This is a genomic window from Bradyrhizobium guangdongense, assembly GCF_006483445.1.
GTDB lineage: Bacteria > Pseudomonadota > Alphaproteobacteria > Rhizobiales > Xanthobacteraceae > Bradyrhizobium > Bradyrhizobium guangdongense_A.
In genome coordinates this window covers 1-25825 of the sequence record NZ_PPPT01000091.1, presented here as the reverse complement: position 1 = coordinate 25825, position 25825 = coordinate 1, and the positions used below count along the sequence as shown (strand labels likewise).

General features: G+C 64.6%; 24 protein-coding genes. 12 read left to right on the top strand and 12 right to left on the bottom strand.

Annotated features, from left to right (window positions below; genetic code table 11):
- Positions 1–11 precede the first annotated feature (11 nt).
- The 8 genes from C2U70_RS13270 to C2U70_RS13235 all read right to left on the bottom strand — a co-directional run bounded on the left by C2U70_RS13270 (position 12) and on the right by C2U70_RS13235 (position 7624).
- A complete protein-coding gene (locus C2U70_RS13270) occupies positions 12–437 on the bottom strand; it encodes a GFA family protein (protein WP_140978469.1) in 426 nt (141 codons plus the stop codon).
- A gap of 79 nt (positions 438–516) precedes the next feature.
- Entirely contained in the window at positions 517–933 is a 417-nt protein-coding gene (locus C2U70_RS13265) for an ASCH domain-containing protein (protein WP_140978477.1), read from the bottom strand.
- 111 nt (positions 934–1044) lie between these two features.
- Entirely contained in the window at positions 1045–2859 is a 1815-nt protein-coding gene (locus C2U70_RS13260; RefSeq protein ID WP_140978468.1) for a hypothetical protein, read from the bottom strand.
- 218 nt (positions 2860–3077) lie between these two features.
- Complete coding sequence (locus tag C2U70_RS13255) at positions 3078–3659, bottom strand: peroxidase-related enzyme (RefSeq protein WP_140978467.1); 582 nt, start codon at positions 3657–3659, stop codon at positions 3078–3080.
- Between the two features lie 86 nt (positions 3660–3745).
- Entirely contained in the window at positions 3746–4045 is a 300-nt protein-coding gene (locus C2U70_RS13250) for a hypothetical protein (protein ID WP_140978466.1), read from the bottom strand.
- A 4-nt stretch (positions 4046–4049) separates the two neighbouring features.
- Positions 4050–5339: a TadE/TadG family type IV pilus assembly protein gene (locus tag C2U70_RS13245; RefSeq protein ID WP_140978465.1), complete on the bottom strand. Its 1290-nt coding sequence runs from the start codon at positions 5337–5339 to the stop codon at positions 4050–4052.
- Between the two features lie 152 nt (positions 5340–5491).
- Positions 5492–5746 (bottom strand): hypothetical protein, encoded by a 255-nt coding sequence (locus C2U70_RS13240; RefSeq protein ID WP_140978464.1) that lies wholly within the window; start codon positions 5744–5746, stop codon positions 5492–5494.
- Between the two features lie 138 nt (positions 5747–5884).
- Positions 5885–7624 carry an ATP-binding protein gene (locus tag C2U70_RS13235; protein ID WP_140978463.1) on the bottom strand — a complete coding sequence of 580 codons (1740 nt, stop codon included), beginning with the start codon at positions 7622–7624 and terminating at the stop codon, positions 5885–5887.
- Positions 7625–8067: 443 nt separating this feature from the next.
- Here C2U70_RS13235 and C2U70_RS13230 point away from each other — a divergent pair, with 443 nt between their 5' ends.
- Positions 8068–9309, top strand: coding sequence for an MFS transporter (locus tag C2U70_RS13230; RefSeq protein WP_140978462.1), 1242 nt, complete (start codon positions 8068–8070; stop codon positions 9307–9309).
- A 1-nt stretch (position 9310) separates the two neighbouring features.
- Here the strand turns inward: C2U70_RS13230 and C2U70_RS13225 are convergent, their stop codons facing one another.
- Together C2U70_RS13225 and C2U70_RS13220 are read right to left on the bottom strand one after the other, a co-directional pair.
- Positions 9311–12841: a molybdopterin cofactor-binding domain-containing protein gene (locus C2U70_RS13225; protein WP_140978461.1), complete on the bottom strand. Its 3531-nt coding sequence runs from the start codon at positions 12839–12841 to the stop codon at positions 9311–9313.
- Positions 12841–13323 carry a (2Fe-2S)-binding protein gene (locus C2U70_RS13220; RefSeq protein ID WP_140978460.1) on the bottom strand — a complete coding sequence of 161 codons (483 nt, stop codon included), beginning with the start codon at positions 13321–13323 and terminating at the stop codon, positions 12841–12843. Before C2U70_RS13220 ends, C2U70_RS13225 begins: the two co-directional genes overlap by 1 nt.
- Positions 13324–13576: 253 nt before the next feature.
- Between C2U70_RS13220 and C2U70_RS13215 the strand changes: the two genes are divergently transcribed.
- From C2U70_RS13215 to C2U70_RS13180, 8 genes are all read left to right on the top strand, one after another.
- A complete protein-coding gene (locus C2U70_RS13215) occupies positions 13577–15031 on the top strand; it encodes a 6-hydroxynicotinate reductase (protein WP_140978459.1) in 1455 nt (484 codons plus the stop codon).
- A complete protein-coding gene (locus C2U70_RS13210; RefSeq protein ID WP_140978458.1) occupies positions 15028–15927 on the top strand; it encodes a UPF0280 family protein in 900 nt (299 codons plus the stop codon). Before C2U70_RS13215 ends, C2U70_RS13210 begins: the two co-directional genes overlap by 4 nt.
- A gap of 15 nt (positions 15928–15942) precedes the next feature.
- A complete protein-coding gene (locus tag C2U70_RS13205) occupies positions 15943–16527 on the top strand; it encodes an amino acid synthesis family protein (RefSeq protein WP_140978457.1) in 585 nt (194 codons plus the stop codon).
- A gap of 22 nt (positions 16528–16549) precedes the next feature.
- Positions 16550–17752: an ABC transporter substrate-binding protein gene (locus tag C2U70_RS13200; protein WP_140978456.1), complete on the top strand. Its 1203-nt coding sequence runs from the start codon at positions 16550–16552 to the stop codon at positions 17750–17752.
- Between the two features lie 214 nt (positions 17753–17966).
- A complete protein-coding gene (locus C2U70_RS13195) occupies positions 17967–19856 on the top strand; it encodes an ABC transporter permease (protein ID WP_140978455.1) in 1890 nt (629 codons plus the stop codon).
- Positions 19853–20644 carry an ABC transporter ATP-binding protein gene (locus tag C2U70_RS13190; RefSeq protein WP_140978454.1) on the top strand — a complete coding sequence of 264 codons (792 nt, stop codon included), beginning with the start codon at positions 19853–19855 and terminating at the stop codon, positions 20642–20644. The genes C2U70_RS13195 and C2U70_RS13190 overlap by 4 nt, the downstream gene beginning before the upstream one ends.
- Positions 20641–21345: an ABC transporter ATP-binding protein gene (locus C2U70_RS13185; protein ID WP_140978453.1), complete on the top strand. Its 705-nt coding sequence runs from the start codon at positions 20641–20643 to the stop codon at positions 21343–21345. Before C2U70_RS13190 ends, C2U70_RS13185 begins: the two co-directional genes overlap by 4 nt.
- Positions 21346–21359: 14 nt before the next feature.
- A complete protein-coding gene (locus C2U70_RS13180; RefSeq protein WP_140978452.1) occupies positions 21360–21815 on the top strand; it encodes a MarR family winged helix-turn-helix transcriptional regulator in 456 nt (151 codons plus the stop codon).
- Positions 21816–21932: 117 nt separating this feature from the next.
- On the opposite strand, the gene C2U70_RS13175 is transcribed toward C2U70_RS13180, so the two are convergent.
- Positions 21933–22646, bottom strand: a complete 714-nt coding sequence (locus C2U70_RS13175) for a DUF2306 domain-containing protein (protein WP_186294227.1) — start codon at positions 22644–22646, stop codon at positions 21933–21935.
- Between C2U70_RS13175 and C2U70_RS32990 the strand changes: the two genes are divergently transcribed.
- Complete coding sequence (locus C2U70_RS32990; protein WP_186294226.1) at positions 22645–23070, top strand: hypothetical protein; 426 nt, start codon at positions 22645–22647, stop codon at positions 23068–23070. The genes C2U70_RS13175 and C2U70_RS32990 overlap by 2 nt on opposite strands.
- A gap of 177 nt (positions 23071–23247) precedes the next feature.
- Here C2U70_RS32990 and C2U70_RS13170 read toward each other — a convergent pair whose 3' ends face one another.
- Entirely contained in the window at positions 23248–24444 is a 1197-nt protein-coding gene (locus C2U70_RS13170; protein WP_140978450.1) for an amidohydrolase family protein, read from the bottom strand.
- A gap of 149 nt (positions 24445–24593) precedes the next feature.
- Between C2U70_RS13170 and C2U70_RS13165 the strand changes: the two genes are divergently transcribed.
- Positions 24594–25367 carry a ferredoxin--NADP reductase gene (locus C2U70_RS13165; RefSeq protein WP_140978449.1) on the top strand — a complete coding sequence of 258 codons (774 nt, stop codon included), beginning with the start codon at positions 24594–24596 and terminating at the stop codon, positions 25365–25367.
- 97 nt (positions 25368–25464) lie between these two features.
- Positions 25465–25785: a hypothetical protein gene (locus tag C2U70_RS13160; protein WP_140978448.1), complete on the top strand. Its 321-nt coding sequence runs from the start codon at positions 25465–25467 to the stop codon at positions 25783–25785.
- Positions 25786–25825: the final 40 nt, after the last annotated feature.

Here is a 25825-nt window from a genome sequence, read left to right as displayed (position 1 = left end):
ACGCCGGTCGCTCACGCGCCGGGAGGTGGAAACGGCGGCATCTTGGGAAACGTCGGCCGGCCCTCATGCATGAGATGCCAGGGCGGCGCCGAGGCCGTGTAGAGATGCAGTGCCGGCATCAGGTCGGCATTGTGGTCGAGCGCACCCAGCTTGATGGTGAGGAACGGTGCATGAGGCGGAAGGCTCCATAGCGGAGTCCCGCAATTCGGACAGAAGGCGCGGCCGACATCGCCGCCGCTGTCGCCTTTGCAGAAATAGACTTTTGCCTCGCCCCTGGTGACAGAGAGCGACGTTTTCGGCGCGAGCGCGACATAGTTCGGTCCGCCGCCTGAGGCCTTTTGACAATCGGTGCAATGGCAGACGCCGACATTCATCAGCGGCGCAGTGATCGTGAACCGGATCGCGCCACAGGCGCATCCGCCGCTTCGGTCTGTCATGCTCACACAAGCCTCCCGTTTCGCTGCAATGCCGCACCCTAGGTGCGTCCTGCTGCCAACGGGCTGTCAGCATGGACCGCTACGCTTTTTCCGGCTCGCGATCGTCAAACACCTCGACCAGGCGAAAGCGCTCGCACATCAGCATCATGTCTTCGCTGAACCGCCCGAGCCGGCCGAAATAATTTCGGTGCGCATCGCGCCAATAAGCCAGGCTGCGGTCGCCTTCACCCTCCTCATACGCGAAGTCCGCCTCGACCTCGTTGTAGCGCCGATACGTAATCTCGGTGGATTCGATCACGCAGCGCGGTTCACCGCTTCCATCCAGCACGACCCACTGCTCGCCGGGCGACGACGTGTTCGGTTCGTCCTCGGTGCTGCATGTCGCCGTCTTCGCGCCCTTGATCACGAGCTCGACCAGCTCGTCGGCAAGCGCCGGGCCGTCGCCGAAAGCGAATGTGCGCAGATGCCGGTAGCGTTCAGGAACAGGTTTGCTCATGTCGCCCATGGTGAAGATCCAGCTCTAATGGATGTCGTGAATAGGCAGGGCCGCGACCTCAACTCTTCGCGATCTGGATCGCCGTTGCGCCCTGCGCTCCGGTGCTTTGCTCTATTCCGGAGCAGGTTGACTCCTGCCCTGTGTCGGCTCTTGCCCGACTTCGGCGAGAAGTGCGGCTTCGACTGCATCTTCATCGAGAATGTTGACGGCGTTGCGGATGACAAGAACCGAGCGCGGCGTTGGGTCGGCATCAGGCTGGCGCAGATTCCAGTAGATCGTGTGTGTGAAGAACCGCTCGGGCAAGAGATCGGACTCCCACCTTGGCTCGACCTTGATATCGGCGATGCCTTTTCCGAATGGCTCCCTAATGGGTCCGGCGATGAAGTCGCCGAACAGAAACCAGAGCCTGTTGGCTGGCCGATCATGAATGCTTGTCCAGCGCACGCCGGCAAAGACAGCATCGTGGATGAAGCGTGAAGCTGACACGCTCTCTGCGTGATAGGTGAGATAGTGTTTGCCGTCTCTGTGTTCCTCGAGGTACGGGGGGCACGTTGACAACTCTCGCCGCTTGATACGCTGGTCGAGTTCCGTAGCGGTCTTCGCCAGCAGGAAGTTCGCATGGGTCAAGGGACAGGCGATTGTCACGAGATCGGAAATCAGCCAGCGGACTAGCGCATCGTCCTTGCCTGGCTCGATGCCGTTCAGTCGTTCGCGATCAGCCTTTTGCAGGGCAAGGTGGAACGATCGCTGCGCTCGCCGAAACGCTGCAAGGTCGAACGGCTCCGCCATGCTCGCGTTGATGACGGCCTGGACCTCGTTCATCATGCCGTCGGCGGACGGCACCAGGCCATCGTTCCGTTCTCGCGTCGCGACGTAGTCCGACCAGAGCAGATTGATGATATCGTAAGCGATGATGCATCCGAGGCTGTGTGCAACCAGGATGATCCGGTCGTAGCGACCGGTGGCGCTCAGTCGTTTGATCAGGTCCAAGCCGCGGTCGCGCACCTTCTGCCGCGGCAGAATATTGCCGGGTGAGGCGATCGTATAGCGCGCAACATCGCCAAAGAACTTGACCAGAAAGCCCTGCACAAGGACCACCAGCGCGGAGATCAGCACCAGTGCTCCCGCCCAGAAGACAGTGTGCGCGTTGAATGCTGCGACGACGAGCGGCTTGGAGAAGAGGCCAGCCAGCACGATGAAGCACCAAACTCCCACGAAGGCGCCCAGTACGAAAGCCCAATAGGCCACCTTTCGCAGCGCGCCTTGCGGATACTGCGTATGGACAAGCTTGCCGCCGATGGCTGCGACGAGCGCACCGGCGAGGATCGCAAATGTGTAGACCGATGTATCGGTGCGGAGCGCAGTTCCGAGCGTTACCAGCCATCCCGCCGGGACCGCGTTTTCTGGATTGGCGGCGGCTTCGAACGCGCGATCGATTTCGGTCGGGATCAACCAGAGCGCGGCAATTTCCGCACCGAGGACAAACAGGAGGTTCACGACCCAGAGCGGCACCCAGATCCAGAAGACCGCCGCGGGGACCTCCTTGAGCGGTCGAAACACGAGGCGAGCGTACCAGCGCAGAAAATCGGGCCAGGTGGTATCGTTGGTCGAATCTGCCCAGTACAGTTCGAAAAACTCGTTGCGGACGTAGTAGGGGTCTTCGGCGTTCGCTCGCGGCCTGCTCTTGCGCGTCGAAATGCGCCTGAGTTCGCGGGACCCGGCGCTTGTATCGGGTACCGAAAAGAGCTCCCCCGCTTTGGCCCCGGGGCCTTGGACACTGGGATCACTCGACCATATGGCTTCTGCGAATTCGCGCACGGTCTCCATGGGCATCTGCTCGCCCATACCATGCACGAGAATAATGGCTTGGCGGCACGGCCTGCTTTCGGCCGACGGCGCGCGACCCGCGATGAACTCTGATGACACGGTCCATCTCCCCCAGGAACGTCCGCCAGATAATGACCGGCCGCCTTCGGTTTGAAAACGGGTCATTGAGCAAAGGTCACAACTTTTGATTGTCGAAAGGTCGCGCTGGCCGAGCCGGAGGATCGCAGGAATGGGCAGATCGGCGAATTGCCGGTGGATTTGACCCCGGGCGCGCTTCGCCGGCCAGCCGCCGGCTGCGCGCTGACGGCGTGCGCCGATCACTGCTTCGGCAAACGCCCCATCAGATAGAACTCGTCGTTCGGCCGCATGCCGGTGAAATTCGCCATCCGGTTCGACAGCGCGAAGAAGGCCGAGATCGCGGCGATGTCCCAGATGTCGTCGTCGCTGAAGCCGTGCGGGGCGAGTGCCGCAAAGTCTTCCTCGGCGATGCGTTGCGCATCGGCCGACACCTTCATGGCAAAGTCGAGCATCGCCTTCTGCCGCGGCGTGATGTCGGCCTTGCGGTAGTTGACAGCGACCTGGTCCGCGATCAGCGGGTTTTTTGCGCGGATGCGCAGGATGGCACCATGCGCGATCACGCAATATTGGCACTGGTTGGCGGCCGAGGTCGCCACCACGATCATTTCGCGCTCGGCCTTGGTCAGGCCGGAGTCCTTCTCCATCAGCGCGTCGTGATAGGCGAAGAAGGCGCGGAACTCGTCGGGGCGATAGGCCAGCGACAGGAACACGTTCGGCACGAAGCCGCTCTTCTCCTGAACGGCAACGAGCCGCGTGCGGATATCCTCCGGCAATGCGGAGAGCGCGGGAGCGGGAAAACGTTTTGACGATGGCTGGGACATGCTGGGAGTTCCGGATCAACCAGAGGACGATGTCCGAGACCATAGTCGAACGCGCAAGCCTGCGCAAAGCGTTGCGCGCAAACCTGCTAGCCTTCTTCCTCTTCCTCGGCGGTCTCCTGCCGGCCGCCATGACCGCGCGTGCCGCCGCGCCGCGACGATGACGGGCTCGTCGTGAGCTGGGCGGCCTCGGCCTCCCGCAGATCCTTGCGCACCTTGCGCGCCGTCTTCATGGCGCGCTTCATGTTCTGGTCGGGCGAATCCTCCTCGAAGAACAGCACGACCTCGCAGCTCGGACATTGCCGCGAATAGCCGTTCTGCATGCGCCGGGCGCGCTCGCGGAACACGGTCTTGCAGCGCGTGCAGCGGATCTGAACCTGATCGTCCATGGGCTTACTTCGCGATACGCAGTTTCGACAGCGATGCGGCGATCTGGTCGAACGCCGAGAGGATCTGGCTCGCCGACGTCAGCATGAAGAAATTCTCCGGCGAGGTCGCGCAATATTTCAGAACGTCCGACTCCGGGTCGCCGTCGGTGTTGACCTGGATCGAGTAGACGGTGACCTTGTCGGCCTTGATGTTATCACACAGCAGCCGCTGTCTTCCATCGACATAGGTGTCGTGCGTCGAGCCGTTGCCGGACTTCTTGTTCTTGGTGTTGAGGCCATCGCTGAGCACGATGATGATCTTCTTGTAGTTATAGCCCGCCGTCTCGGCCGGCGCGTTCAGCGGATCGGTTTGCATCATCGAGAGCCAGGCCCAGGCCATGCCGACGGGCTGGTTGGTCGGTCCGCCCGCCTTCATGGCGTCGATGCGGGCCTTCAGTCCGAGCCAGTCGGTGGTCAGCGGTATCAGCTCGGCCGGACATTGATCGAATTGCTCCGGCTGGAAAAGTGTCGGGGTGTTGGACACCGCGGGCGGCGTCTTCTGGACGTCGTAAGGCTCGTCGCGATCGGTGATGCAACCGTTCCAGCTCGCATGGTCGTCGGGTGTCCACGTGCCGCCCTTGCTGGCGCATTTGGTGCGCGTGTTGCCGCCCTTGCTGCAACTGCCGTTCTCTTCCTCCCAGTAGGACCAGTCCAGCCAGGCCTTCTGGTAGTTCTTGGCGGTGTTGATGTGCGTGTTGAACGGGACCAGCGAGATGTAGAGATCCTCGGGGTTCTTGGCGTTCGCCTTCAACTGGTCGATCAGGCTCTTTGCGGCCGACTGCATCGCCGGCATCTTGCCGTGCTGGCCCATCGATCCCGTCGAGTCCAGCGCAAGCGCAACGCGCAGGCGCGTGTTGCCCCAGGCAGCCGTCGAGCCGACGTCGAGGGTCATCGTGGGGTAGCCGGCGATCCGCATGAAGTCGGTCGGAAGCGCGCCGGTGGCGCCGAGTTTCAGGGACGCGCCCTTGCCGGTATCCGGCGTGTAGGACACCGTGACCGAGACGCCGTTGATGTCCTTCCGGCTCAACAGCCCCTGGAAGTAGGATTGCGCCCGCGCGGTGATCTCCGAGGTCGAGAGCCCGACGGAGTCCTTCATCACCATCAGCGCGGCATTGTCGAGCGCCGCCTGCATCGCCGTGCGCGCATTGACCGCGCGCGTGTAGTCGATCGCCATCCCGACGCCGAGCAGCAACGGCACCACGCAGATGCCGAACAGCAGCGCGACGTTACCCCGCTCATCCCGCCAAAAGCGCATTGGATTCCCCAGGTGGTTTTGGGGAAAGCAAACACGCTGCGCCCTAAGAAACCCGTCAATCTACGGGCGGCGGGGACAAGTTGTCGCAGTTGCCGGAAGTTCCCGGTTAAGGATTCCTCTCCGCTTGCCGCGACACAGGCGCGCCGGCGCCGTTAATAGTCGCGCTGCGCCTGCGCCGCGGCGGCCGACGCTTGCCGGTCGGCCGTCATCTTGGCCTCGAGCGCCAGCCGTGTGTCCTGCGCGGCCTTCATTGCCCGCCGCATGAACGGGTCTTCGGTGTCGCGGGTGAAGGTGATGAGGCGCACGCAGTGTTCGCAATTGAGCTGAAAACCGTCCCTAATGCGTTGCGCGCGATGCCTGAACAGGCGGGTGCAGTAGGGGCAGCGAATCCTGACCTTGTCATCCACGTAAGAGCGCCTCCTTGAGCGGCCGCGATTGTCCCCGCGACCGTGGCGTTCAGCGTGGCGTCAGCGATTCTAAGGTGAGGCTAATTCAAGCGGTCGAATGAAGCACAAAGTGTATCGACCGGAATTCGGGTGCTGACGTTACCGCAGCGGCTTCTTCAGAAGCGAGAAGCGATCCGGATCGAGTCCCATCGAGGGCTGCAGCATCGGCGCTTCGACCGGCGGCAAGGTCTTGGCGGGCGGGGCCGAGAACACCGGATCGTTCGGCACGTCGCGCTGCGAGGTGGCGCCGCGCCAGCGCTCCAGCACGGCGCTGACGAAATGCATGTCGTGGCCGGCCGTCATCGAGGGCACGCTGGAGATGGTGGCTTCGCCGCGCGGCAATTGGTGCGGCGGCACTTCCTTGAATCGCAAGCGCGTCGGCAGCGCGACGCCTTCGCCGAACGCCAGCACTTCACGGGTTCCGAGCGAGGGCACGAAGGAGAGCAGATTCGCGGCCGCGTCCGACACGGCGGCGCGCAGCAGCGCCTGGTCGCGGTCGTTGGCAAGACGCATCGTGAACAGCGTGTTGCACTGGGAGATGATGGTGGCGTCGAGCTCGGCCGGACGCTGGGTGATGAGGCCGAGATAGACGCCGTATTTGCGGCCTTCCTTGGCGATGCGCGACACCGCCTTGCGGGTCGGGCCGAAGCCGATATTGCGGTCGGCGGAGGCGTAGCGGTGCGCTTCCTCGCAGACGAACAGCAGTGGCGAGGCGCCATCGCTCCACAGGCCGAAATCGAAGGCCATGCGGCACAGGACGGACACGACGGAATCGATCACTTCGGCCGGGAAGCCGGCGAGCTGCATCACCGTCATCGGCTTGCCGTTGGCGGGCAGGCGGAACAGGTGGCTGATCACCTCGGCCATGGTGTCGCCGCCGACATTGGCGTTGTCGAACATGAAGGCGTAGCGCGGATCGTTGCGCACGGCTTCGATGCGCGAGATCAGCTTGTGATAGATGATGCGCGAGGAGCGGTTTTCCAGCTTGCCCATGCGCTCGTCGATCAGCGACAGCAAATCGACCAGGCGATAGGGCACCGGCGTGTCGACGGTGTAGCCGATCTGCTTGGGGTCGATGCGCTTCAGGCCGATGCGGTCGGCGTTCTGGTACTGGGTGTAGACGCCCTTGGCGAGCGGGATCACTTCGGCCAGGATGTCGAGCTCTTCGGGCACGCCGGCGCGGCCGCCGAACAGCACGTCGACGATTTCCTCGAAATTGAACAGCCAGAACGGCAGCTTCAGGTTTCGCGGGTTGAGCACCAGCGCGCGGTCGCCGAAGCAGCGGCCATATTCGTTGTGGACGTCGAGCAGGAAGATGCGCAGGTTCGGCCGTGCTTTGAGGATCTCGTTGAGCAGCAGGGACACGCCGGTCGATTTACCGACGCCGGTCGATCCCAGCACCGCAAAGTGCTTGGAGAGCATTTCCTCGATGTCGACATAGGCGACGACCGAGCGGTCCTGCTGCAGGAATCCGACATTGATCTGGTCGGAGCCGGTCGGCGCGTAGATCGTGCGCAGCTCCTGGCTGGTGATCAGGTCGACGGCATCGCCGATCGTCGGATAGTTGGTGACGCCGCGCTGGAATTTCGGCTTGTCGGTGGCGTTGAGGATCTCGCCGAGCAGGTCGACCGAGGCGGCAGCAATGAAATTGTCGGAACTCGAGAGGTTCTCGCAGGAGACTTCGGTGATCATGGCCACGATGATCGAGCTGGCCGAGCGGATGCTGACGAAGCGGCCGACGGTGGCTCGCACCTCGGAGACCGGCATCCGGCTTTCCGCCAGGAGCCCGACCCGGGCAAGCGATCCGCGCACCGAAATCACACGTCCAAAAGATGACACGATAAGGTACCTGCAGGAGAAAGAGAGTTTGACCCTGACTATGCGCGGCCGTCACTGGACAAACGGTTAAGCGGCCGGAGCGGGCGGTTCGTCAAATCTGCGACAATTTCACGGGAGACATGGTTGCCAGGCACACATGTGGGGAAACATGCGCGGAAACTGGTCTTTTCGGCACAGTCGGGCGCTCGCGTCGAAGCCGCGTTAAGCGTTCATTTACCACCGCGCGAACAGATCGAATCCGGTTCCCGTCGGTCGCTCAGGAAAGCCGAAGCAAGGCCCGAACGACGCCTCGGCCCAGGGCCCACAGTCGGAGATGTGGGGGCCGTCAACGGCGCATGGCAAGGATGTGCCCAAAGGCTGGCCACCGCTGATCTAAATCGGTAAACGGAATCTTAACAAGAAACCGGGGGAAGGGTGGACGCCATGCCGAGCGTTGTTGCGCATTGAGTGGATTTGCGCGGCCCTTCCGCATCCGCAACTACCGTTTTCAGTGGCCGGCCGATCTGCTCACCTCCTGGGCGTTCGAGATGGAGACGCTCGTCCTCGGCTGGTACATCCTGGTCGAGACCGGCTCGGTGCTGCTGCTCACCGTGCTTGGCTCGCTCAATTTCGTCGGCACCCTGGTCGCGCCGATGTTCGGCGTGATCGGCGACCGCATCGGCCACCGCGATCTCCTGGCGATGATGCGCGCGGCCTATGCCGTGCTGTCGGGGACGTTGATGATTCTGGCGCTGACCGGGCACCTGACGCCGGCCTATGTCATGATCATCGTGTCGATCATGGGCATGATCCGGCCGTCGGATCTCGGCGTCCGCGGCGCGCTGGTTGCCGATGTCATGCCGCCGGAGCTCCTGATCGGCGCGATCAGCACCTCGCGCACCACGCAGGATACGGCACGCATCGCCGGCGCACTCTCCGGCGCAGGCCTGTTCGCGGCACTCGGCATCGGACCGGTCTATATCGCGATCGTCAGCATCTATCTCATCGGCATGTGCCTGACGCTGTGCATCAAGCTTCCGAAGAAGACGCGCAAGTCCGCAGACGGCGAGACGCTTGTGCTTCGCTCGCCATTCTCCGACCTGAAGGAGGGGCTTGCGCAGGTCTGGACCACGCCGCAGGTACGCGCGGCGTTGCTGGTCGCATTCCTCGTCAATTTGACGGCCTTTCCGCTCACCGGCGGCCTGCTGGCCTATGTCGCGCGCGAGATCTACCTGACCGACCAGACCGGGCTCGGCTATCTCTCGGCGAGCTTTGCGACCGGCTCGCTGGTGGGATCGATGGTGCTCAGCTTCGTCACGGGCCTGCGCATCGCACGCGTGATGATCGGCGCGACGATCGCCTGGTATGCAATGCTGCTCGTCTTCGTCCAGCTCAAGAGCGTGCCGCTTGCGATGATCTGCCTGTTCCTGTCAGGGGTCTCGCAAAGCCTCTCGATGATTTCGGTTGCCGTGATCCTGATGCGCTCGGTCCCCGAGCATTTGCGCGGTCGCGTCATGGGCGTGCGCATGATGGTGATCTACGGCCTGCCGATCGGCTTGATGGCGGCCGGCAGCCTGATCGACCTCTTTGGTTTTGCCGCCACGGGAACGCTCTACGCGTTGAGCGGCATGGCCTTCATGCTGGCGATCGCACTGCATTGGCGGGCGGATCTCTGGCGGGTTCATGCGGCGGCGAACGCGAGATGAGCTAATGCACCGACGATCTCGCGCGCGCAATCGTCTCCCGCACGCTGCTCCACGCCGGCTTGTCCGGTGCGAACTGCTTGCGCAGGAAGTTCACGAGTTCCCCGATTTGCGCGTCGCTCATGCTGTTCTTGAAGGCCGGCATGTAGCCGAGGTCGCTCGTGACGGGCTCGGCGATGCCGTGCAGGATGACCTGGACGAGATTGTCCGGCGTCGCACTGTGCAGATTGCTGTTCAGCGCAAGCGATGGGCGGCTGCCGAACAGCGGCAGGCCACCAACCTCGTGGCACACCGCACAAGCACCGACATAGAGCCGCGCGCCCGTTGAGGACATGACGGTCACTTTCGTCTCGGCTTCGAGCTTTGCCGCAAGAGCTTCTTGCGCCGGCTTGTCGACCGCGGTGTCGTTGAATGAGCCGAGATAGACCGCCATCGCGCGGATGTCCTGGTCGGGAAGTGCCGCGAGGTCGCGCACGATCGGCGCCATCGGTCCCGCCGCCACGCCGTGGAAGCGCGAATGGCCCGTGCGCAAGTAAGTATAGAGCTCGTCCTCGCTCCACGGGATCGGTGCCTGCGACAGCGAGGTCAGCGCCGGCGCCTCCCATCCCTCCGCAAAGCCGCCGGCGAGATAAGCCTTGCGCTGCTCGGCGCCGAGCGCGTTGCGCGGCGAGTGGCAGCCGCTGCAATGACCGAGGCCCTCGACCAGATAGGCGCCGCGATTCCATTGCTCCGATTTGGCCGGATCAGGCTTGAGCTCGGTCGTCTGATGGAACAGGGCATTCCAGCCCGCGAGCAGCGGCCGCAGGTTGAACGGGAAGGTCAGCGCATTCGCAGGCGCCGTGGCGCGCACCGCGGGCTGCGCCATCAGATAGGCGTAGAGCGATTGCAGGTCGGCGTCGCTGGTCTTGGCGAAGTGCGTATAGGGGAAAGCCGGATAGAGCTGCCGTCCGTCGCGGTGCAAGCCCTCCCGCATCGCGCGCTCGAAGGCGGGATAGGACCAGGCGCCGATCCCGGTCTCGACATCGGGTGTGATGTTGGTCGCATAGATCGTGCCGAACGGCGTCTCCAGCGCACGGCCACCGGCATTCACGGCACCGCCGATGCTGGTATGGCATTCCGCGCAATTGCCGAGTGCCGCCAGTTGTTCACCGCGCGCGATCGTCGCGGCAGAGTAGACCGAGGAATCCGGCCGCGCGATCGGGGCGATCGCACGACCCGGCAGCATCGCCGCACCGATGCCGATCGCGGCCGTGCAAAGCGCGGCAACAGTCGCGAATACGCCGGAGCGCTTGGCGAAGGGATTTCGCCAGATCCGCGATGGCGGCGCGGCGGCAGGTGCCGGCAACGCCTGCGGCCCGGGCGGCGTGTCGCCGCGCAAGCCCCGCAAAATGCGTTCGGGCGTGAACGGCGGCTCGCGAAAGCGCACGCCGGTGGCATCGAAGATCGCGTTCGCGATCGCCGCCGCGCTCGGCACCGAGGCGGACTCGCCGACGCCGAGCGGCGGCTGATCGTGGCGCGGCAGCATCAACACGTCGATCTTGGGCACGTCAGGGAAGGGGATGATCGGATAGGCGCCCCATTCGCGCGCCGCCACCGCGCCGCGTTCGAACGACACCTCTTCCATCAGCGCGCGGCTGGTGGACTGGATGACGTTGCCCTGGATCTGGTGCCGCACGCCATCCGGGTTGATCATCAATCCGGAGTCCTGCCCTGCGATGACGCGGGTCACGCTGACATCGCCGGTAGATTTGTTCACCGCGACATCGGCGACCCAGGCCGACCACGCCGCGCCATAACCGGGAAACTTGCTGTGGACGTAGAGCGCGTAGGCAAAGCCGCGCCCGTGCACGACATCGCCGTCCTTTTCCTCGCGCACCGGCCGTGGCGTCCAGCCCGCACGCTCGGCCACCGCATTGACGAGATCGACCGCACGCTGGTCTTTCAGGTAGCGCAGACGATATTCGATCGGATCGACGCCGGCCTCGGAGGCGAGCTCGTCGATATAGGATTCATGCGCAAACGTGTTCGGCAGCGCCGAGACGCCCCGAAGCCATGACGCGCGCACGATCGGCGGCATGTCATGCGCGACAACGCGCATGTGGTCGTAATCGTAGGGCGGGATCGCGGTGCGGTCACCCATCTGCAGCACCGCGGGATCGGGCGAGAGGCGGCCCGTCAGCAGCAGCGCCAGCGTCGGCGCAGCGTTCGAGGGATAGCGCGTCGCAAGGTCGTAGCCGGCAACGCCGCCATCCGCATTCAACCCGCCATTGACGTCGATGAGCTGCGCGGTGCCCTTGGGTTCCCAGAGATGCTCCTGCTCGCGCGTGAGCTGCACGCGCACGGGGCGGCCGACCGCGCGAGACAGCAAGAGCGCATCCGCGCTGACATCGTCGGCGCAGTTGCGGCCGTAGCAGCCGGCCGCTTCCAGCCGGATAACCTCGATCTCGCTCTCCGGCCGCTCGATCAGCAAGCCGAGGTCGGTGCGCAGGATGTGCGGGTTCTGCGTCCCGGACCAGACCCGGATGCGGCCATCCGTGAAATCGGCGACCGAGCAGGACGGCCCGATCGAGGCGTGCATCTGGTAGGGCCAGACATAAGTGCGCTGCATCGGCTTGGCCGCGCCTGATATCGCCGCCTCGACGTCGCCCTTGTCGATCAGCGTTCGCGGCTCCGAGGGATGCGCACGCAGCGCTCTCTGGAGATCGGCGAGATCGGGCAGGGTCGGCGTCGGCTTCCAGCTCACCTTCAACTGCTCGGCCGCCTTGATCGCGTTCTCCTCGCGCTCTGCGACGACGCCGACGAAATCGCCGATGCGCACGACCGCCACGAGCCCGGGGATGTCGCGCACGGAGGATTCGTCCACCGCGATCAGGCTGGTGCCGACGAACGGCCCGGCATCGACGCCGGCATAGGGCGGCCGCACCACGCGGCCATGCACCATGCCGGGGACGCGGATGTCGTGGACGAAGGTGAGCTCGCCGGTCGCTTTTGCAGGAAGATCGACACGCGGCACGGACTGGCCGACGATTGCATAGTCGCCGACGGCCTTGAGCTTGACGTGGTCGGCCAACTCGAGGCGGATGGTGTCCTCGCCGATCAGCTCGCCATAGCTGATGCTGCGATTGTCGTGGCCGCGAACCAGCCCGTCCTCGATGCTGAGCTCGTCGAGTGGCATCTCCAGCCGCGCCGCGGCATGGCTGATCAAAAAGTTTCGCGCCTGCGCCGCCGCCTTGCGCAAGGGCACGGCCGTGATCTGGATCGTCTCGCTCGCAATCGTCGCGCCCTGGTTCGGCACCACGGCGGTGTCGCCGAGCACGACGACGACGCGCGCAAAGGACACGTCCAACTCTTCGGCGACGATCTGGCCGAGCGCGGTGCGGATGCCGGTGCCGAGATCGACATGACCGTTATAGGCGCTGACCGATCCATCGGCGGTGATGCGGATGAACGTCTCGGACGTACCGTCGTCCAGTGTCTGGAGAACGACGAGCGAGCCGGAACGCCGCTCCGTGTCGCGCTGCGGATCGGAGGCCATTAGTCACTGGCCTCGGCGAGTTGGCTAGATGCGCGCATCACAGCGCGCAAGATCTCGACATGGGTGCCGCAGCGGCAGAGATTGTAGCGCAGCGCTTCCAGCGCCTCGCGCTCCGTCGGCCGCGGGTTGATCGCAAGCAGCGCCTTCGTGGTCATGATCATGCCGTTGAGGCAGTAGCCGCACTGCGCGGCCTGCTCGTCGATAAAGGCCTGCTGCACGGGATCGGGCTTGTCGCGCGTGCCGAGGCCTTCGAGCGTCACGATGTCGCGCCCGGCGCAGCCGCCGACCGGAATCACACAGGCGCGCGCCGCGCTGCCGTCGATCAGGACAGTGCAGGTGCCGCATTCGCCGAGACCGCAGCCATACTTCGGACCGTTGAGCGCGAGGTCGTTGCGCAGCACATAGAGCAGCGGCGTATCGGCCGATGCCGAGACGTCGTGGATCCTGCCGTTCACGGTGAGGCGGATCGGTGCCTGCGTCATCCTTGCTCCCAGCCACAGCGCGCATGCGCATCAAATTCGTGAAGCCGACGATACCGTTTGTACACAAACGTGCAAGCGGTGCATGCCGCACTGCAGCGTGAATGCCCGCTTTGTGGACAGGGGCGGGAGGCAAATGAGGTTTTATTCGGCAGCGCGCATTTTTCGGCCGGAGCGCCGCTTGACAGTCCCCGGCATCGCGCGCATCGTTCGTGTACGAATGATAAGCCCCCGTGATCTGCTGGGCCGCCCGCACATGAACGACACGACGAGCGCCGCCACCGACAAGATCCGCTGCGATGCCTGTCCGGTGATGTGCTACATCAAGCCGGGCGCGGCGGGAGCCTGCGACCGCTATGCCAATCAGGACGGCAAGCTCGTTCGCGTCGATCCGCACATCGTTCTCGAACGCACGGTCTCGCAGGGCGGCAAGCTGGTGCCGTTCAGCCGCAGCGAGGATTGGGACGGCAAGCTCGTCCAGGGTCCCTCGACCTTCGTCACGGCGATCGGTGCGGGCACCACCTATCCCGACTACAAGCCGGCGCCGTTCATTGTCTCGTCCGAGGTCGACGGCGTCGACATGGTCACGGTGGTCACCGAAGGCATCTTCTCCTATTGCGGGGTGAAGGTGAAAATCGACACCGACCGCTATCTCGGGCCGGAAACCGCGACCGTGCGTGCGCAGGGCGAGGCGGTCGGTCACGTCACGACCAGCGAATATGGCTCGCAGATGCTGTCGCTCGGCGGCGTGCATCACCTGACCGGCGGCTCCAAGAAGGAGGGCCGCGTCACCTGCGACACGCTGATGGACCTCTCCAACTGCAAGGCGGTGGAGCTCACGATCGACGGCGGTGCGGCCGTGGTGGTGCAGGCGGGGCAGCCGCCGATCGTCAACGGCGTGAAAGAAGAGCGCATGCGGGTCGGCTGCGGCTCGGCGACGATCGGCATGTTCGCCAAGCAGTGGCACGGCAAGGTCGACGAGGTCGTCGTGGTCGACGACCACATCACCGGTGTGCTCAGCGAGCACCAGGCCGGCAAGCTGCTCGATATCGCCGACACCGGCATCAAGATGAAGGGCCGGCGCTCGACGCCTGGCCGCTATTTCCAGGTCGCTGATCCCGGCACGGGCTGGGGCGGCACCAACATCTCCGATCCCTTGTCGATCCTCGGTCCGTTCGACGCCAAGGAGGCGAAGGCCGGTCTGACCATGCTGATGGTCTCCACGACGGGTGAGCACTCGTCTTATTATGTGCTCGACGAGACCCTCCAGCCGGTCGAGACGGAGATGCCGGCGGATCTGAAATTTTCGGTCGAGCGCATCCAGGAGAATTGCGAGCCGGCGCTGTGCACGGTGCTGTTCATGGCCGGTGCCGGCGGTTCGCTGCGCGCCGGCGTCACCGATAATCCGGTGCGGCTGACGCGCTCGGTGAAGGATGCGCTGACGCGCGTCACCAGCGGCGGCGCGCCGGTCTATGTCTGGCCGGGTGGCGGCATCACTTACATGGTCGATGTCACGCAGATGCCGATAGGAGCGTTCGGCTATGTGCCGACGCCGGCGCTGGTCGCGCCGATCGAGTTCACGATGAAGCTGTCCGACTATGCCGCGCTCGGTGGGCACATGGATTATGTGCGGCCGCTTGCGGAAGTGCAGGCCGGCGAGGACGTCCGCCAGGTGCCGTGGCAGCAGCCGCTTCCGGGGCGCCGCGCATGAAGCGCCTCCCGCAAATCGCGTTGCTGTCTGATGGCCGGCGGCTGCATTTGCAGGATGGTCCGATCGATTTGATCGTCGAGGCGAGGGGATCGGCGAGCGCGGTGCGCGCGGCCTATGAGGCCGCGGCCGGGCGTTTTGCCGGCCTGCTCGATGCGCTCTGCGCGGAATTGACTGAGCTGCGCAAGCCGGTGGTGCCGGGCGCTTGCGTACTCAGCGGCGTCGTTGCGCGTCGCATGCACGCCGCGGTCGCGCCCTTTGCCGCGGAGTGTTTTATCACGCCGATGGCCGCCGTTGCCGGCAGCGTCGCGGAGGAAATCCTGGGCGCGATGCTGAGCGCCGCGGCGCTCGATCAGGCCTATGTCAACAATGGCGGCGATATCGCCATTCACCTGTCACCCGGCGAGCAGTTCACCGTCGGCCTGATGGACCGGCCAGATCGCGACGGGTTGATGCGGACGATGATCGTCAGGGACGACGATCCCGTGCGCGGAATCGCGACCTCTGGCCGTCATGGTCGCAGCTTTTCGCTTGGCATTGCTGACGCCGTGACCGTGCTGGCCCGAACCGCGTCGCAGGCCGATGCCGCGGCGACCGTCATCGCCAATGCCGTCGATCTGCCCGGACATCCCGCCATCAGCCGTTGCCCCGCCAATGAGATCCAGCCCGACAACGATCTCGGCGCGCGCCTCGTCACCCGCGACGTCGGCGCATTGTCGCAAGACGAGATTCGCGACGCGCTCGAATCTGGCGCGGAACGTGCACGACAATTGTTCGATCGCGGATTGATCGAGGGTGCCGTGTTGCAGCTTTGTGGTGATATGCTCGTCATCGGAACCAAGGATATTGAGCGGCAGAGATCGTATCAGCGCATCGCGGAGACCGCGATCCATGCCTGAACAGGGACAGCAGCAATGAGCGCGATCATCCGCAAGATCGTCACCGTCGTCGAAGAGACGCAGATGGAGATGGGTCGCCAGGTCTCGCCGCCGACGCGACGCGCGGCCGCGATTGCCGTGATCGAAAACCCCTTTGCCGGGAAATATGTCGAGGACCTTTCGCCCCTGATCGCCATCGGCGAGGAACTCGGCGATCTCCTGTCCAAGCGCGCGGTCGCTGCCCTCGGCATCGATGGTGCCAAGGTGCAGAGCTATGGCAAGGCTGCTGCGGTTGGCGAGAATGGCGAGCTGGAGCATGCCGCCGCCATCCTGCATCCCAAGATGGGTGCGCCGGTGCGCAAGGTCTTGAGCAAGGGCGCAGCGCTGATCCCGTCATCGAAGAAGCGCAGCGGCCCCGGCACGACGCTCGATATCCCGCTGGGTCACAAGGACGCGGCCTTCGTGCGCAGTCACTTTGACGGGATGGAAGTGCAGATCAACGACGCGCCGCGCGCCAACGAGATCATGGTCGCGGTTGCCGTCACCGACAGCGGCCGTCCGCTGCCGCGTGTTGGCGGATTGACGGTTGCGGAAGTCAAAGGCGAAGACGGTCTTAGATAAACACTTGAAAGTGGAGGTTGGGATGCGATCAAGAAACACTTTTGTCGGCGCGGCGTTCGCGCTCCTCGTGGGCGGCATGGCGCAGTCTGTCATGGCGCAGGAGATCAAGATCGGCGAGATCAACAGCTACTCGCTGTTGCCGGCCTTCACCGAACCCTATCGCAAGGGCTGGCAGCTCGCGGTCGAGGAGATCAACGCGGCCGGCGGAATCAACGGCAAGAAGCTGGTCGTCGTCTCCAAGGACGACAGCGGCAAGCCGGCCGACGCGCAGACCGCGGCCAATGAGCTGGTCTCGAGCGAAGGCGTCGCGATGCTCGCGGGCACGTTCCTGTCGAACATCGGGCTCGCCGTCAGCGACTTCGCCAACCAGAAGAAGGTGTTTTTCCTCGCGGCCGAGCCGCTGACGGACGCCATCACCTGGTCGAAGGGCAACAAGTACACTTTCCGCCTGCGGCCCTCGAACTACATGCAGGCCGCGATGCTGGTGGAAGCCGCCAGCAAGCTGCCGGCAAAGCGCTGGGCGACGATCGCGCCGAACTATGAATATGGCCAGTCCGCCGTTGCCGTCTTCAAGAAGCTGATGTCGGAGAAGCGTCCTGACATCCAGTGGGTCGACGAGCAGTGGCCGCCGCAGGGCAAGATCGACGCAGGCCCGGTGGTTCAGGCGGTTGCCGCGGCGAACCCGGAAGCGATCCTCAACGTCACCTTCGGCGCCGATCTCGTCAAGCTCGTGCGCGAAGGCAACACCCGCGGCCTGTTCAAGGATCGTTCGGTCGTGTCGTTCCTCACCGGCGAGCCCGAATATCTCGATCCGCTGAAGGAGGAGACGCCTGAGGGCTGGATCGTCACCGGCTATCCCTGGTACTCGATCAAGACGCCGGAGCATGATGCGTTCCTCAAGGCGTATCAGGCCAAGTACAACGACTATCCTCGTCTCGGCTCGATCGTCGGCTACCAGACCATCAAGTCGGCGGCTGCGATCCTCGCCAAGGCCAACTCGACCGATCCGGAGAAGCTGATCGCCGCGGCCGAAGGCCTCTCGGTGCCGTCGCCGCTCGGCGAGATCACCTTCCGCAAGATCGACCACCAGTCGACGCTCGGTGCTTTCGTCGGCAAGACCGCGCTGAAGGACGGCAAGGGCGTGATGGTGGATTCGGCCTACAAGAAGGGTGCCGACTATCTGCCCAGCGATGCCGAAGTCGAGAAGATGCGCCCGAAGGACTAGTCTCCGCTGCCGTAGGGTGGGTTAGCCCTGCGGCTGCGCAAAGCGCAGCCCGGGGGCGTAACCCACCACTTCTGTCTCTGCGGAAACCAAAGCGGTGGGTTACGCCCGGCGAATTGCGCTTCGCGCAATCGCAGGGCTAACCCACCCTACGAAGCGACAAGTGTCTCTCCCTATACGCGGGGCGAGGTGACTTCACACCCAACCCGGACCGAAGATGGCCTTTTACGTCGTACAGTTTCTCACGGGACTTGCCAGCGCAGCGTCGCTGTTCCTGGTGGCCTCGGGCCTGTCGATCATCTTCGGCGTGACGCGCATCGTGAACTTTGCGCATGGCGCCTTCTACATGATCGGCGCCTATATCGCCTTCACGCTGACGGACCGCTTCTCGGGCGCGTTCGGCTTCTGGGGCGGTATCGTCATGGCGGCCCTCGCGGTGGCGCTGATCGGCCTTCTCGTCGAGATGGTGCTGCTGCGGCGCATCTATCACGTCCCTGAACTCTTTCAGTTGCTCGCGACCTTCGGTCTGACTCTGATGGTGCAGGACCTCGTCGTCCTGATCTGGGGTCCCGACGATCTCGTCGGCCGCCGTGCGCCCGGCTTCAAGGGCGCAGTCGATTTCTTCGGCCAGGCCATCCCGAGCTACGATCTGTTCCTGATTGTGCTCGGCCCCGTCGTGCTCGGCGTTCTCTGGCTTCTGTTCCAGCGTACGCGCTGGGGTGTGCTGGTGCGCGCCGCGACGCAGGACCGCGACATGGTCGCAGCCCTTGGCGTCAATCAGAAGTGGCTGTTCACCTCGGTGTTTGCGGTCGGTGTCTTCCTTGCCGCGCTTGGCGGCGCGCTTCAGATCCCGCGCGATGCCGTGCATCATGCCATGGACCTGCGCATCATCGTCGAGGTCTTCGTCGTGGTCGTGATCGGTGGGCTCGGCAGCATCGTCGGCGCCTTCGTCGCGGCCGTGCTGGTCTCGGAGCTGAACGCCTTCGGCATTTTGATCTTTCCAAAGATCTCGATCATCTTGGTGTTCCTGGTGATGGCGGTGGTCTTGATCGTTCGCCCTTGGGGCTTGTTCGGTAAGCCTGAGGCAGCCGCGCGTCGTACGCCGGGCCTGACCGTCAATCCCTGGCGACCGCTGACCCAGAACGAACGGCTCGCCGCGCTCGCCGGGCTGATCGTTGCGGCGACGCTGCCGCTGTTTGCCGGCAATTACGCGCTGACCGTCGCCTCCGAGATCGCGATCTTCGTCATCTTCGCCGTCAGCCTGCATTTCCTGATGGCGGTCGGCGGCCTCGCGTCCTTCGGCCATGCCGCCTATTTCGGCCTCGGCACCTACGGCATCGCGTTCCTCGCAAAGATGGCGGGGCTGCCGATGATCGTCTGCCTGCTGCTCGGGCCGCTGATGGGTCTTGCAGGCGCGGCCGTGTTCGGCTTCTTCGCCGTGCAACTCTCCGGCGTCTATTTTGCGATGCTGACCCTGGCGTTCGCGCAGATCGTCTGGTCGATCGCGTTCCAATGGGTCAGCGTCACCGGCGGCGACAACGGCATCTTGGGCCTGTGGCCGGAGAAGTGGGCGGCGAGCCCCTCGCACTTCTACTGGCTGGCGCTCGGCGTCGCAGCTCTTGTCACGATCGCACTGCGCATCGCCGTGTTCTCCCCCTTCGGCTACGCGTTGCGTGCCACGCGCGACTCGCTGCTGCGCAGTGAAGCGATCGGCATCAACGCCAAACGCATGCAGTGGACCGCCTTCGTGATCGCGGGCACCACGGCCGGCGTCGGCGGTGCGCTGTTCGCCTACCTCAAGGGCAGCGTCTTCCCCGACAATCTCGGCATCTCGCTCTCGGTCGATGCATTGGTCATGGTGCTGCTCGGTGGCGTCGAGACGGTGTCGGGCGCTGTCATCGGCGCCATCGTCTACAAGGCCCTCAACATCTGGCTGGTCAGCCAGACCGACCTGTCAAAACTCGTGCTCGGCGGCTTTATCGTGCTGATCGTGGTCGTCTTCCCCAAGGGCATCGTCGGCACGCTGGAAATGCTGTTGCAGCGGAAACGCTCGGTCTCGCCGCCGGGATCGACGCTGCTTGCCAAACCGATCGAGTCTGCCGAATGAGCGTCGCCCCCACACTTCTTGCGGTCGAAGGCCTGACAAAATCCTATGGCGGCATCCATGCCGTGCGCGGCGTGTCGTTCCAGCTGCGCGCTGGCGAGATTCTTGCGCTGATCGGCCCGAACGGCGCGGGCAAGAGCACCTGCTTTGACATGCTCAACGGCCAGAACCGGCCGGACTCCGGCCATGTCCGCCTGCTCGGCGAGGAGATCACCGGCCGCAAGCCGCGCGAGATCTGGCGGCTGGGCGTGGGCCGCACCTTCCAGATCACGGCAACCTTCGCCACCATGACCGTGCGCGAGAACGTGCAGGTCGCGCTGATCTCGCATGAGCAGCGCCTCTTCAATCTCGTCGGCTCGGCGGCAAAAGTCGCGCGCGACGAGGCCGGACGCCTCCTCGAACTCGTCGGCATGGGCGGCTATGCCGACCGTCCCTGCGGCGAACTCGCCTATGGCGACCTCAAGCGTCTTGAGCTCGCAGTCGCGCTCGCCAACCAGCCAAAACTGTTGTTGATGGACGAGCCGACGGCCGGCATGGCCCCGCGCGAACGCGTCGACCTGATGCGATTGACGGCGACCATCGCGCGCGAAAAATCGATCGGCGTGCTCTTCACCGAGCACGACATGGACGTCGTATTCGAGCATGCCGACCGCATCATCGTGCTCAACCGCGGCACGCTGATCGCGGAGGGCTCGCCGGAAGAGGTGCGCGGCAATCCGCAGGTGCAGGCGGTCTATCTCGGCGAGGGCTTGGTCTACGACGCCCGCCATCGCGAGGGGGCCTCGGCATGAAGCTCGCAGTTGCGGACCTCAACAGCTATTACGGCCCGGCGCATATTTTGTTCGACATCGCCCTTGAAGTGGGCGAGGGCGAGGTCGTCGCACTGCTCGGCCGCAACGGCGCCGGCAAGTCCACGACCTTCCGCTCCATCGTCGGCCTCGTCGCGCAGCGCACCGGCCGCATCCAGTTCGAGGGCAGGGACGTATCAGTGTGTCCGACCCACGAGATCGTGCGCGGCGGCCTCGGCTACGTTCCGGAGGAGCGTCGCATCTTCACCGACCTCACCGTCGACGAAAACCTCGAAGTCGGCCGCCAGCCCAAGCGAACGAACGCACCGTACTGGACGCGCGAAAAGCTGTTCGCGCTGTTTCCGAACCTCAGCGAGATGCGCAACCGCCCGGGCGGTCGCATGAGCGGCGGCGAGCAGCAGATGCTGACCATCGCGCGCACGCTGATGGGCAATCCGTCGCTGGTGCTGCTCGATGAGCCCTCCGAGGGCCTGTCGCCAAAAATCGTGGAGCAGATGGTCGATGCGATCCTGACCATGAAGAAGGAGGGCGTCAGCATCGTCGTCTCCGAGCAGAATTTGCACTTTGCGCGGCTGATTTCCGATCGTGCCTACATCATCGAGCGTGGCCGAATCTGTTTCGGTGGTACGATGGCCGAGCTCGACGCACGTCCGGATATCCGCGACGCGCATCTGTCGTTGTGAGGGGCTGACAACTGATGGCGAAAAGCGTTGCGGCGAAGAAGAGCGTCAAGCCGGCAAAAGCGCCTTACGTGCTGGACGAGCAGGTCGGCTTCATCCTGCGCCAGGTCTGGCAGCGCCACAGCGCGATCTTTGCCCGCGACATCGGCACCAACCTCACGCCGACGCAATGGGCGGCGCTGTCAAAGCTCGCCGAGACCGGCGCGTGCTCGCAGAACCAGCTCGGCCGCCTCACCGCCATGGATGTCGCCACCATCAAGGGCGTGATCGACCGCCTGACCGCGCGCGGCCTGACCGAGACCAGCCCTGATCCCGAGGACGGCCGCCGGCTGCAGGTCAGTCTCACCCGCGCCGGTCAGCAGCTCGCCGAAAAGGTCGCCCCCAGCGCGCTCGCCATCACTCGCGAGACCCTGGCGCCGTTGGATGCGAAGGAGCGCGAGACGCTGATGGCGCTGCTGAACAAGCTGCGGTGAACTCGATTCCCGCTCCGTCACCCTGAGGTGCGAGCCTTGCGGCGCAACTGCGCCGCTGGGCGAGCCTCGAAGGGCGACGGCCCCGCTGCATCACCTAGCCCGTTCATCCTTCGAGGCTCACCTTGCTGCGCAAGGCGAGCGCCTCAGGATGACGGGTGCGGCAGTGGAGCACTTCGTCCACACAAGTGCAATCGCCAGCGGCACGATCCAGCACAGCCACGTCGCTGTCGCGTAGACCTCGTCGAACGGCAACGTAAAAACCGTCGCCACTGCTGTCACCAGCCGCAACCAGATGGCACCGGACGCGATCGCGGCGACCGCAATCATTCGCCGCGCGTGACTTGCGACATTGCCGGACCTGACAGCATGGACCGCAGCCACGGCGAATCCGAGCCATGCGACGCCCTGCACGAACAGACCTGTCCGCGCCACGGCGTTGGCTTCGCTGCACAGCGCGACGGGTAGCGCGCTCAGCGCGCCGGTCAGAATGCAGCCGAAGGCGACGCGGCCGATGGGGCGGTGCAGGGACGGGCGATGGCGCAGCAGCAGCGCAAGCGGGATGAGGATGAGCGTCAGCCCCGACGCGATCATGTGCAGCGGAAACACGATGGGCAGCCGCTGCAGGACGAGATACAAGGGATGCGGCAGCGGCATCGCCCCAAATCCGAGGGCGATCGCCATCAGTCCCGCCGGAAAAATGATAGAGGAAGCGACGATGAACGCGACGACTTTGGCGAAGCGGACCGCGTGCGACCGCAATGCGGAGAGCGGCGCAATTCGTTGCGGGTCGGCTCGCTCCAATTCAACGCTCCTCGGACCGATCAGGGCCATGATTGCGGCCACGATCGTCGGGCTTGGTGTCGGCAATGCGGCGCCCGCCGCGCGCGCCGGAGAGTCCGTAGCCGATTTCGCGGGGCGCTGGAAGGACGAGGCGAGGCAACTAACGTTCGACATCTCGAAATGCGCTGGCGGCTGGTGCGGGGTCGAAGTCACCGGCGCAAGCACCTGCGGCCGTACCGCCTTGCGCATCGAGGAGCAGCCGTCGCGCGGCGGCCGTCTGGTCGGCCGCCTCGAGCTCATGGCGGAAGCGCAACCCTATTCCGTGTCGGCGGACCTCGATCCGCAAGGCGTGCGCATGCTGTTGAAGGGCCACAGCGGCGAAAAATTCCAGCCCTGGCGGCGCACCTATCCGTTCATGACGGCGCTCGTGCGCGTCGGCGACGCGCAGTGCCGGGTGGACGCGAAGGTGTCGTGACTCCAGGGAGCGCGAGACGCTGTACCGTCACCCTGAGGTGGCCGCTTCTTCAGCGGCCCTCGAAGGGCGACGGCCCGGCTGCTGCATCTCGGCCGATTCATCCTTCGAGGCTCGCGCACGGCGCAATGGCGCCGCGCACTCGCGCCTCAGGATGACGGGTCTGCTTGCAATCCGAGCTTACTTCGCCACGATCTCCGGCACTTTCCCCGCCGGCGGCGTGTTGCGGCTGCGTTGCGTGCGCACGATGCCGTCGATGATGGTCATGCCGATGCCGGGGAGGTCGCCGAGCTGCACGCTCTCCAGAATGTTCTTGCCGGGCGAATGCTGCGCCTTGTCCATCAGCACGAAATCGGCGGAGCGGCCGACTTCGATCAGGCCGCAATCGAGCTCGCGCATCCGCGCGGTGTTGCCGGTGGCGAGACAGAAGGCGAGCTCGGCCGGCAGGTCGCCGAGCGACGACAGCATCGAGACCATGCGCAAAATGCCGAGCGGCTGCACGCCGGAGCCGGCCGGCGCGTCGGTGCCGAGGATGACGCGGTGCAGATCGCCCATCTCGCGCGCGGTGCGCAGGGTGAACAGCGCGGAGCGCTCATTGCCGTTGTGAACCAGCTCGAGGCCGCGCTTGCAGCCCTCGCAGATGCAGCGGATCTGGTCGTCGGGCAGCGCGGTGTGGCCGCCATTGATGTGGCCGACCACGTCGGTGTCGGCTTCCAGCACCACGTCCTTGTCGATCAGGCCGGAGCCGGGGATCGAGGGACCGCCGGTGTGGATCGTGCTCTGGATGCCGTATTTGCGCGCCCAGCCCACCATTTTTCGCGCGGTCGGGCCGTCCTTGACGCCGCCCAAGCCGACTTCGCCGAGCAGCTTCACGCCGGCCGCGGCCAATTCCTTGAAGTCTTCCTCGACCATCTCGCATTCGATGACGGGCGCGCCGGCGTGAACCTTCACGCCGCCGGGACGCAGCGTCCAGAACGCGCGCTGGGCGAAGATCGCCATGGCCTTCAGGCCGACGACGTCGCGCGGACGGCCGGGCATGTGCACCTCGCCGGCCGAGATCATGGTGGTGACACCGCCATGCAGGTAGCTGTCGATCCAGTTGATCTGGTTCTGCCGCGGCGTCCAGTCGCCCGCCACAGGGTGGACGTGGCTGTCGATCAGGCCGGGCGCCACCGTGGTGCCGTTGGCGTCCACGATCGTGGTCGCGCCTTCGATGTCGACGTCCTTGAAACGGCCGACCGCGGTGATCTTGCCGTTCTCGGCGACGATGGTGTCGGCATCGAGGATCGGCTTGTTCAGGTCGCCGGACAGCAGCAGGCCGATATTGCGGATCACGAGCTTGGAAGGCCCGGTGGCCTGGGGTGCGTCATGCGCCATGGAGATGGTTCCTTATCCCTACCTGCAACGCTTGCGATCTGATCCCGCCTTGACCGATCGATCAAGCCGGATTATTCATTTGTATACGAACGATAGTACACGAATGATATTATCTAGCCGATTACGGCAATAGGCAAGGGCAGGGTGAGATGAGCAATTTCAACCAGGAAAGCGTCCTCAGCGTTCACCACTGGACCGACACGCTGTTCTCCTTCAAGACCACCCGCAGCCCGACCTTCCGCTTCCGCAACGGCGAATTCACCATGATCGGGCTCAAGGTCGGCGAGAAGCCGCTGCTGCGGGCCTACAGCGTCGCCAGCGCCAATTACGAGGACACGCTCGAGTTCTTCTCGATCAAGGTGCCGGACGGCCCGCTGACCTCGCGCCTCCAGCATCTCAAAGAGGGTGACGAGATAATTGTCAGCCGCAAGGCGACCGGCACACTCGTGATCGACAACCTCGAAGCGGGCCGCAACCTCTATCTGATCGGCACCGGCACGGGCCTCGCTCCGTTCCTCAGCGTGATCAAGGATCCCGAGACCTACGAGCGCTTCGAGAAGGTGGTGCTGCTGCACGGCTGCCGGCACGTGAAAGAGCTCGCCTATGGCGAGATGATCACCGAGACGCTACCCAAGGACGAACTGCTCGGCGAGTACATCAGCAACCAGCTGATCTACTACCCGACCGTGACCCGCGACCCCTTCCGCAACCGCGGCCGCATCACCGATCTCATCACCTCGGGCAAGCTGTTTGCAGACATCGGCCTGCCGGCCATCGAAGCCGCCCATGACCGCGTCATGATCTGCGGCAGCCCGGCACTGGTCACTGATACCCGCCTGCTCCTCACCGAGCGCGGCTTCGTCGAGGGCAATCACGGCGAACCGGCCCAGTTCGTGGTCGAAAAGGCCTTTGCCGAGCGGTAAGCGCGAACCAAAGCCGTATTTTCGCCGTCGCGGCACCGTTGCCCCGCCGATTCGCTGGACGTTACTATGTCCTGAGCCGAATCAGCGGAGTTCCCTTATGGTTGCGGACAGCGACAGCAACATCGCCTGGCACCGGGTCCAGTTGAAGAAGAACCGCGCCGAGTTGAAGGCGCTGGAGACCGCGCGCTTCACGATGGGCGAAATCGCGTCCTCGAAGCGGAACGGGCAGACGCTGAAGGCGATCGCGGATCTGAAGCGGAAGATCGTACAGTCGGAACGATCCATCGCCGACTATGAAAAGCGCACCCGCCGCCCGCTCACGACCGACCTGCAAAGCCTCAGCAACGGAAGCTGGAGCAACTGGGACTCCTACACCAGCCAGCGCAAGGCCGGCCCGCGTTCGCCGGGGCGGGGCTGAGTTTTTCGCACAGACTGCCTCCACGTCGTCATGGCCGGGC

What these genes read in the sequence shown, in the direction of transcription:
- C2U70_RS13205 (WP_140978457.1), top strand. Translation starts at nt 15,943, where the DNA reads ATGAGCGCGATCATCCGCAAGATCGTCACCGTCGTCGAAGAGACGCAG.
- C2U70_RS13270 (WP_140978469.1), bottom strand. Translation starts at nt 437, where the DNA reads ATGACAGACCGAAGCGGCGGATGCGCCTGTGGCGCGATCCGGTTCACG.
- C2U70_RS13185 (WP_140978453.1), top strand. Translation starts at nt 20,641, where the DNA reads ATGAAGCTCGCAGTTGCGGACCTCAACAGCTATTACGGCCCGGCGCAT.
- C2U70_RS13190 (WP_140978454.1), top strand. Translation starts at nt 19,853, where the DNA reads ATGAGCGTCGCCCCCACACTTCTTGCGGTCGAAGGCCTGACAAAATCC.
- C2U70_RS13165 (WP_140978449.1), top strand. Translation starts at nt 24,594, where the DNA reads ATGAGCAATTTCAACCAGGAAAGCGTCCTCAGCGTTCACCACTGGACC.
- C2U70_RS13250 (WP_140978466.1), bottom strand. Translation starts at nt 4,045, where the DNA reads ATGGACGATCAGGTTCAGATCCGCTGCACGCGCTGCAAGACCGTGTTC.
- C2U70_RS13255 (WP_140978467.1), bottom strand. Translation starts at nt 3,659, where the DNA reads ATGTCCCAGCCATCGTCAAAACGTTTTCCCGCTCCCGCGCTCTCCGCA.
- C2U70_RS13195 (WP_140978455.1), top strand. Translation starts at nt 17,967, where the DNA reads ATGGCCTTTTACGTCGTACAGTTTCTCACGGGACTTGCCAGCGCAGCG.
- C2U70_RS32990 (WP_186294226.1), top strand. Translation starts at nt 22,645, where the DNA reads ATGATTGCGGCCACGATCGTCGGGCTTGGTGTCGGCAATGCGGCGCCC.
- C2U70_RS13175 (WP_186294227.1), bottom strand. Translation starts at nt 22,646, where the DNA reads ATGGCCCTGATCGGTCCGAGGAGCGTTGAATTGGAGCGAGCCGACCCG.
- C2U70_RS13245 (WP_140978465.1), bottom strand. Translation starts at nt 5,339, where the DNA reads ATGCGCTTTTGGCGGGATGAGCGGGGTAACGTCGCGCTGCTGTTCGGC.
- C2U70_RS13200 (WP_140978456.1), top strand. Translation starts at nt 16,550, where the DNA reads ATGCGATCAAGAAACACTTTTGTCGGCGCGGCGTTCGCGCTCCTCGTG.
- C2U70_RS13265 (WP_140978477.1), bottom strand. Translation starts at nt 933, where the DNA reads ATGAGCAAACCTGTTCCTGAACGCTACCGGCATCTGCGCACATTCGCT.
- C2U70_RS13210 (WP_140978458.1), top strand. Translation starts at nt 15,028, where the DNA reads ATGAAGCGCCTCCCGCAAATCGCGTTGCTGTCTGATGGCCGGCGGCTG.
- C2U70_RS13170 (WP_140978450.1), bottom strand. Translation starts at nt 24,444, where the DNA reads ATGGCGCATGACGCACCCCAGGCCACCGGGCCTTCCAAGCTCGTGATC.
- C2U70_RS13220 (WP_140978460.1), bottom strand. Translation starts at nt 13,323, where the DNA reads ATGACGCAGGCACCGATCCGCCTCACCGTGAACGGCAGGATCCACGAC.
- C2U70_RS13160 (WP_140978448.1), top strand. Translation starts at nt 25,465, where the DNA reads ATGGTTGCGGACAGCGACAGCAACATCGCCTGGCACCGGGTCCAGTTG.
- C2U70_RS13215 (WP_140978459.1), top strand. Translation starts at nt 13,577, where the DNA reads ATGAACGACACGACGAGCGCCGCCACCGACAAGATCCGCTGCGATGCC.
- C2U70_RS13225 (WP_140978461.1), bottom strand. Translation starts at nt 12,841, where the DNA reads ATGGCCTCCGATCCGCAGCGCGACACGGAGCGGCGTTCCGGCTCGCTC.
- C2U70_RS13180 (WP_140978452.1), top strand. Translation starts at nt 21,360, where the DNA reads ATGGCGAAAAGCGTTGCGGCGAAGAAGAGCGTCAAGCCGGCAAAAGCG.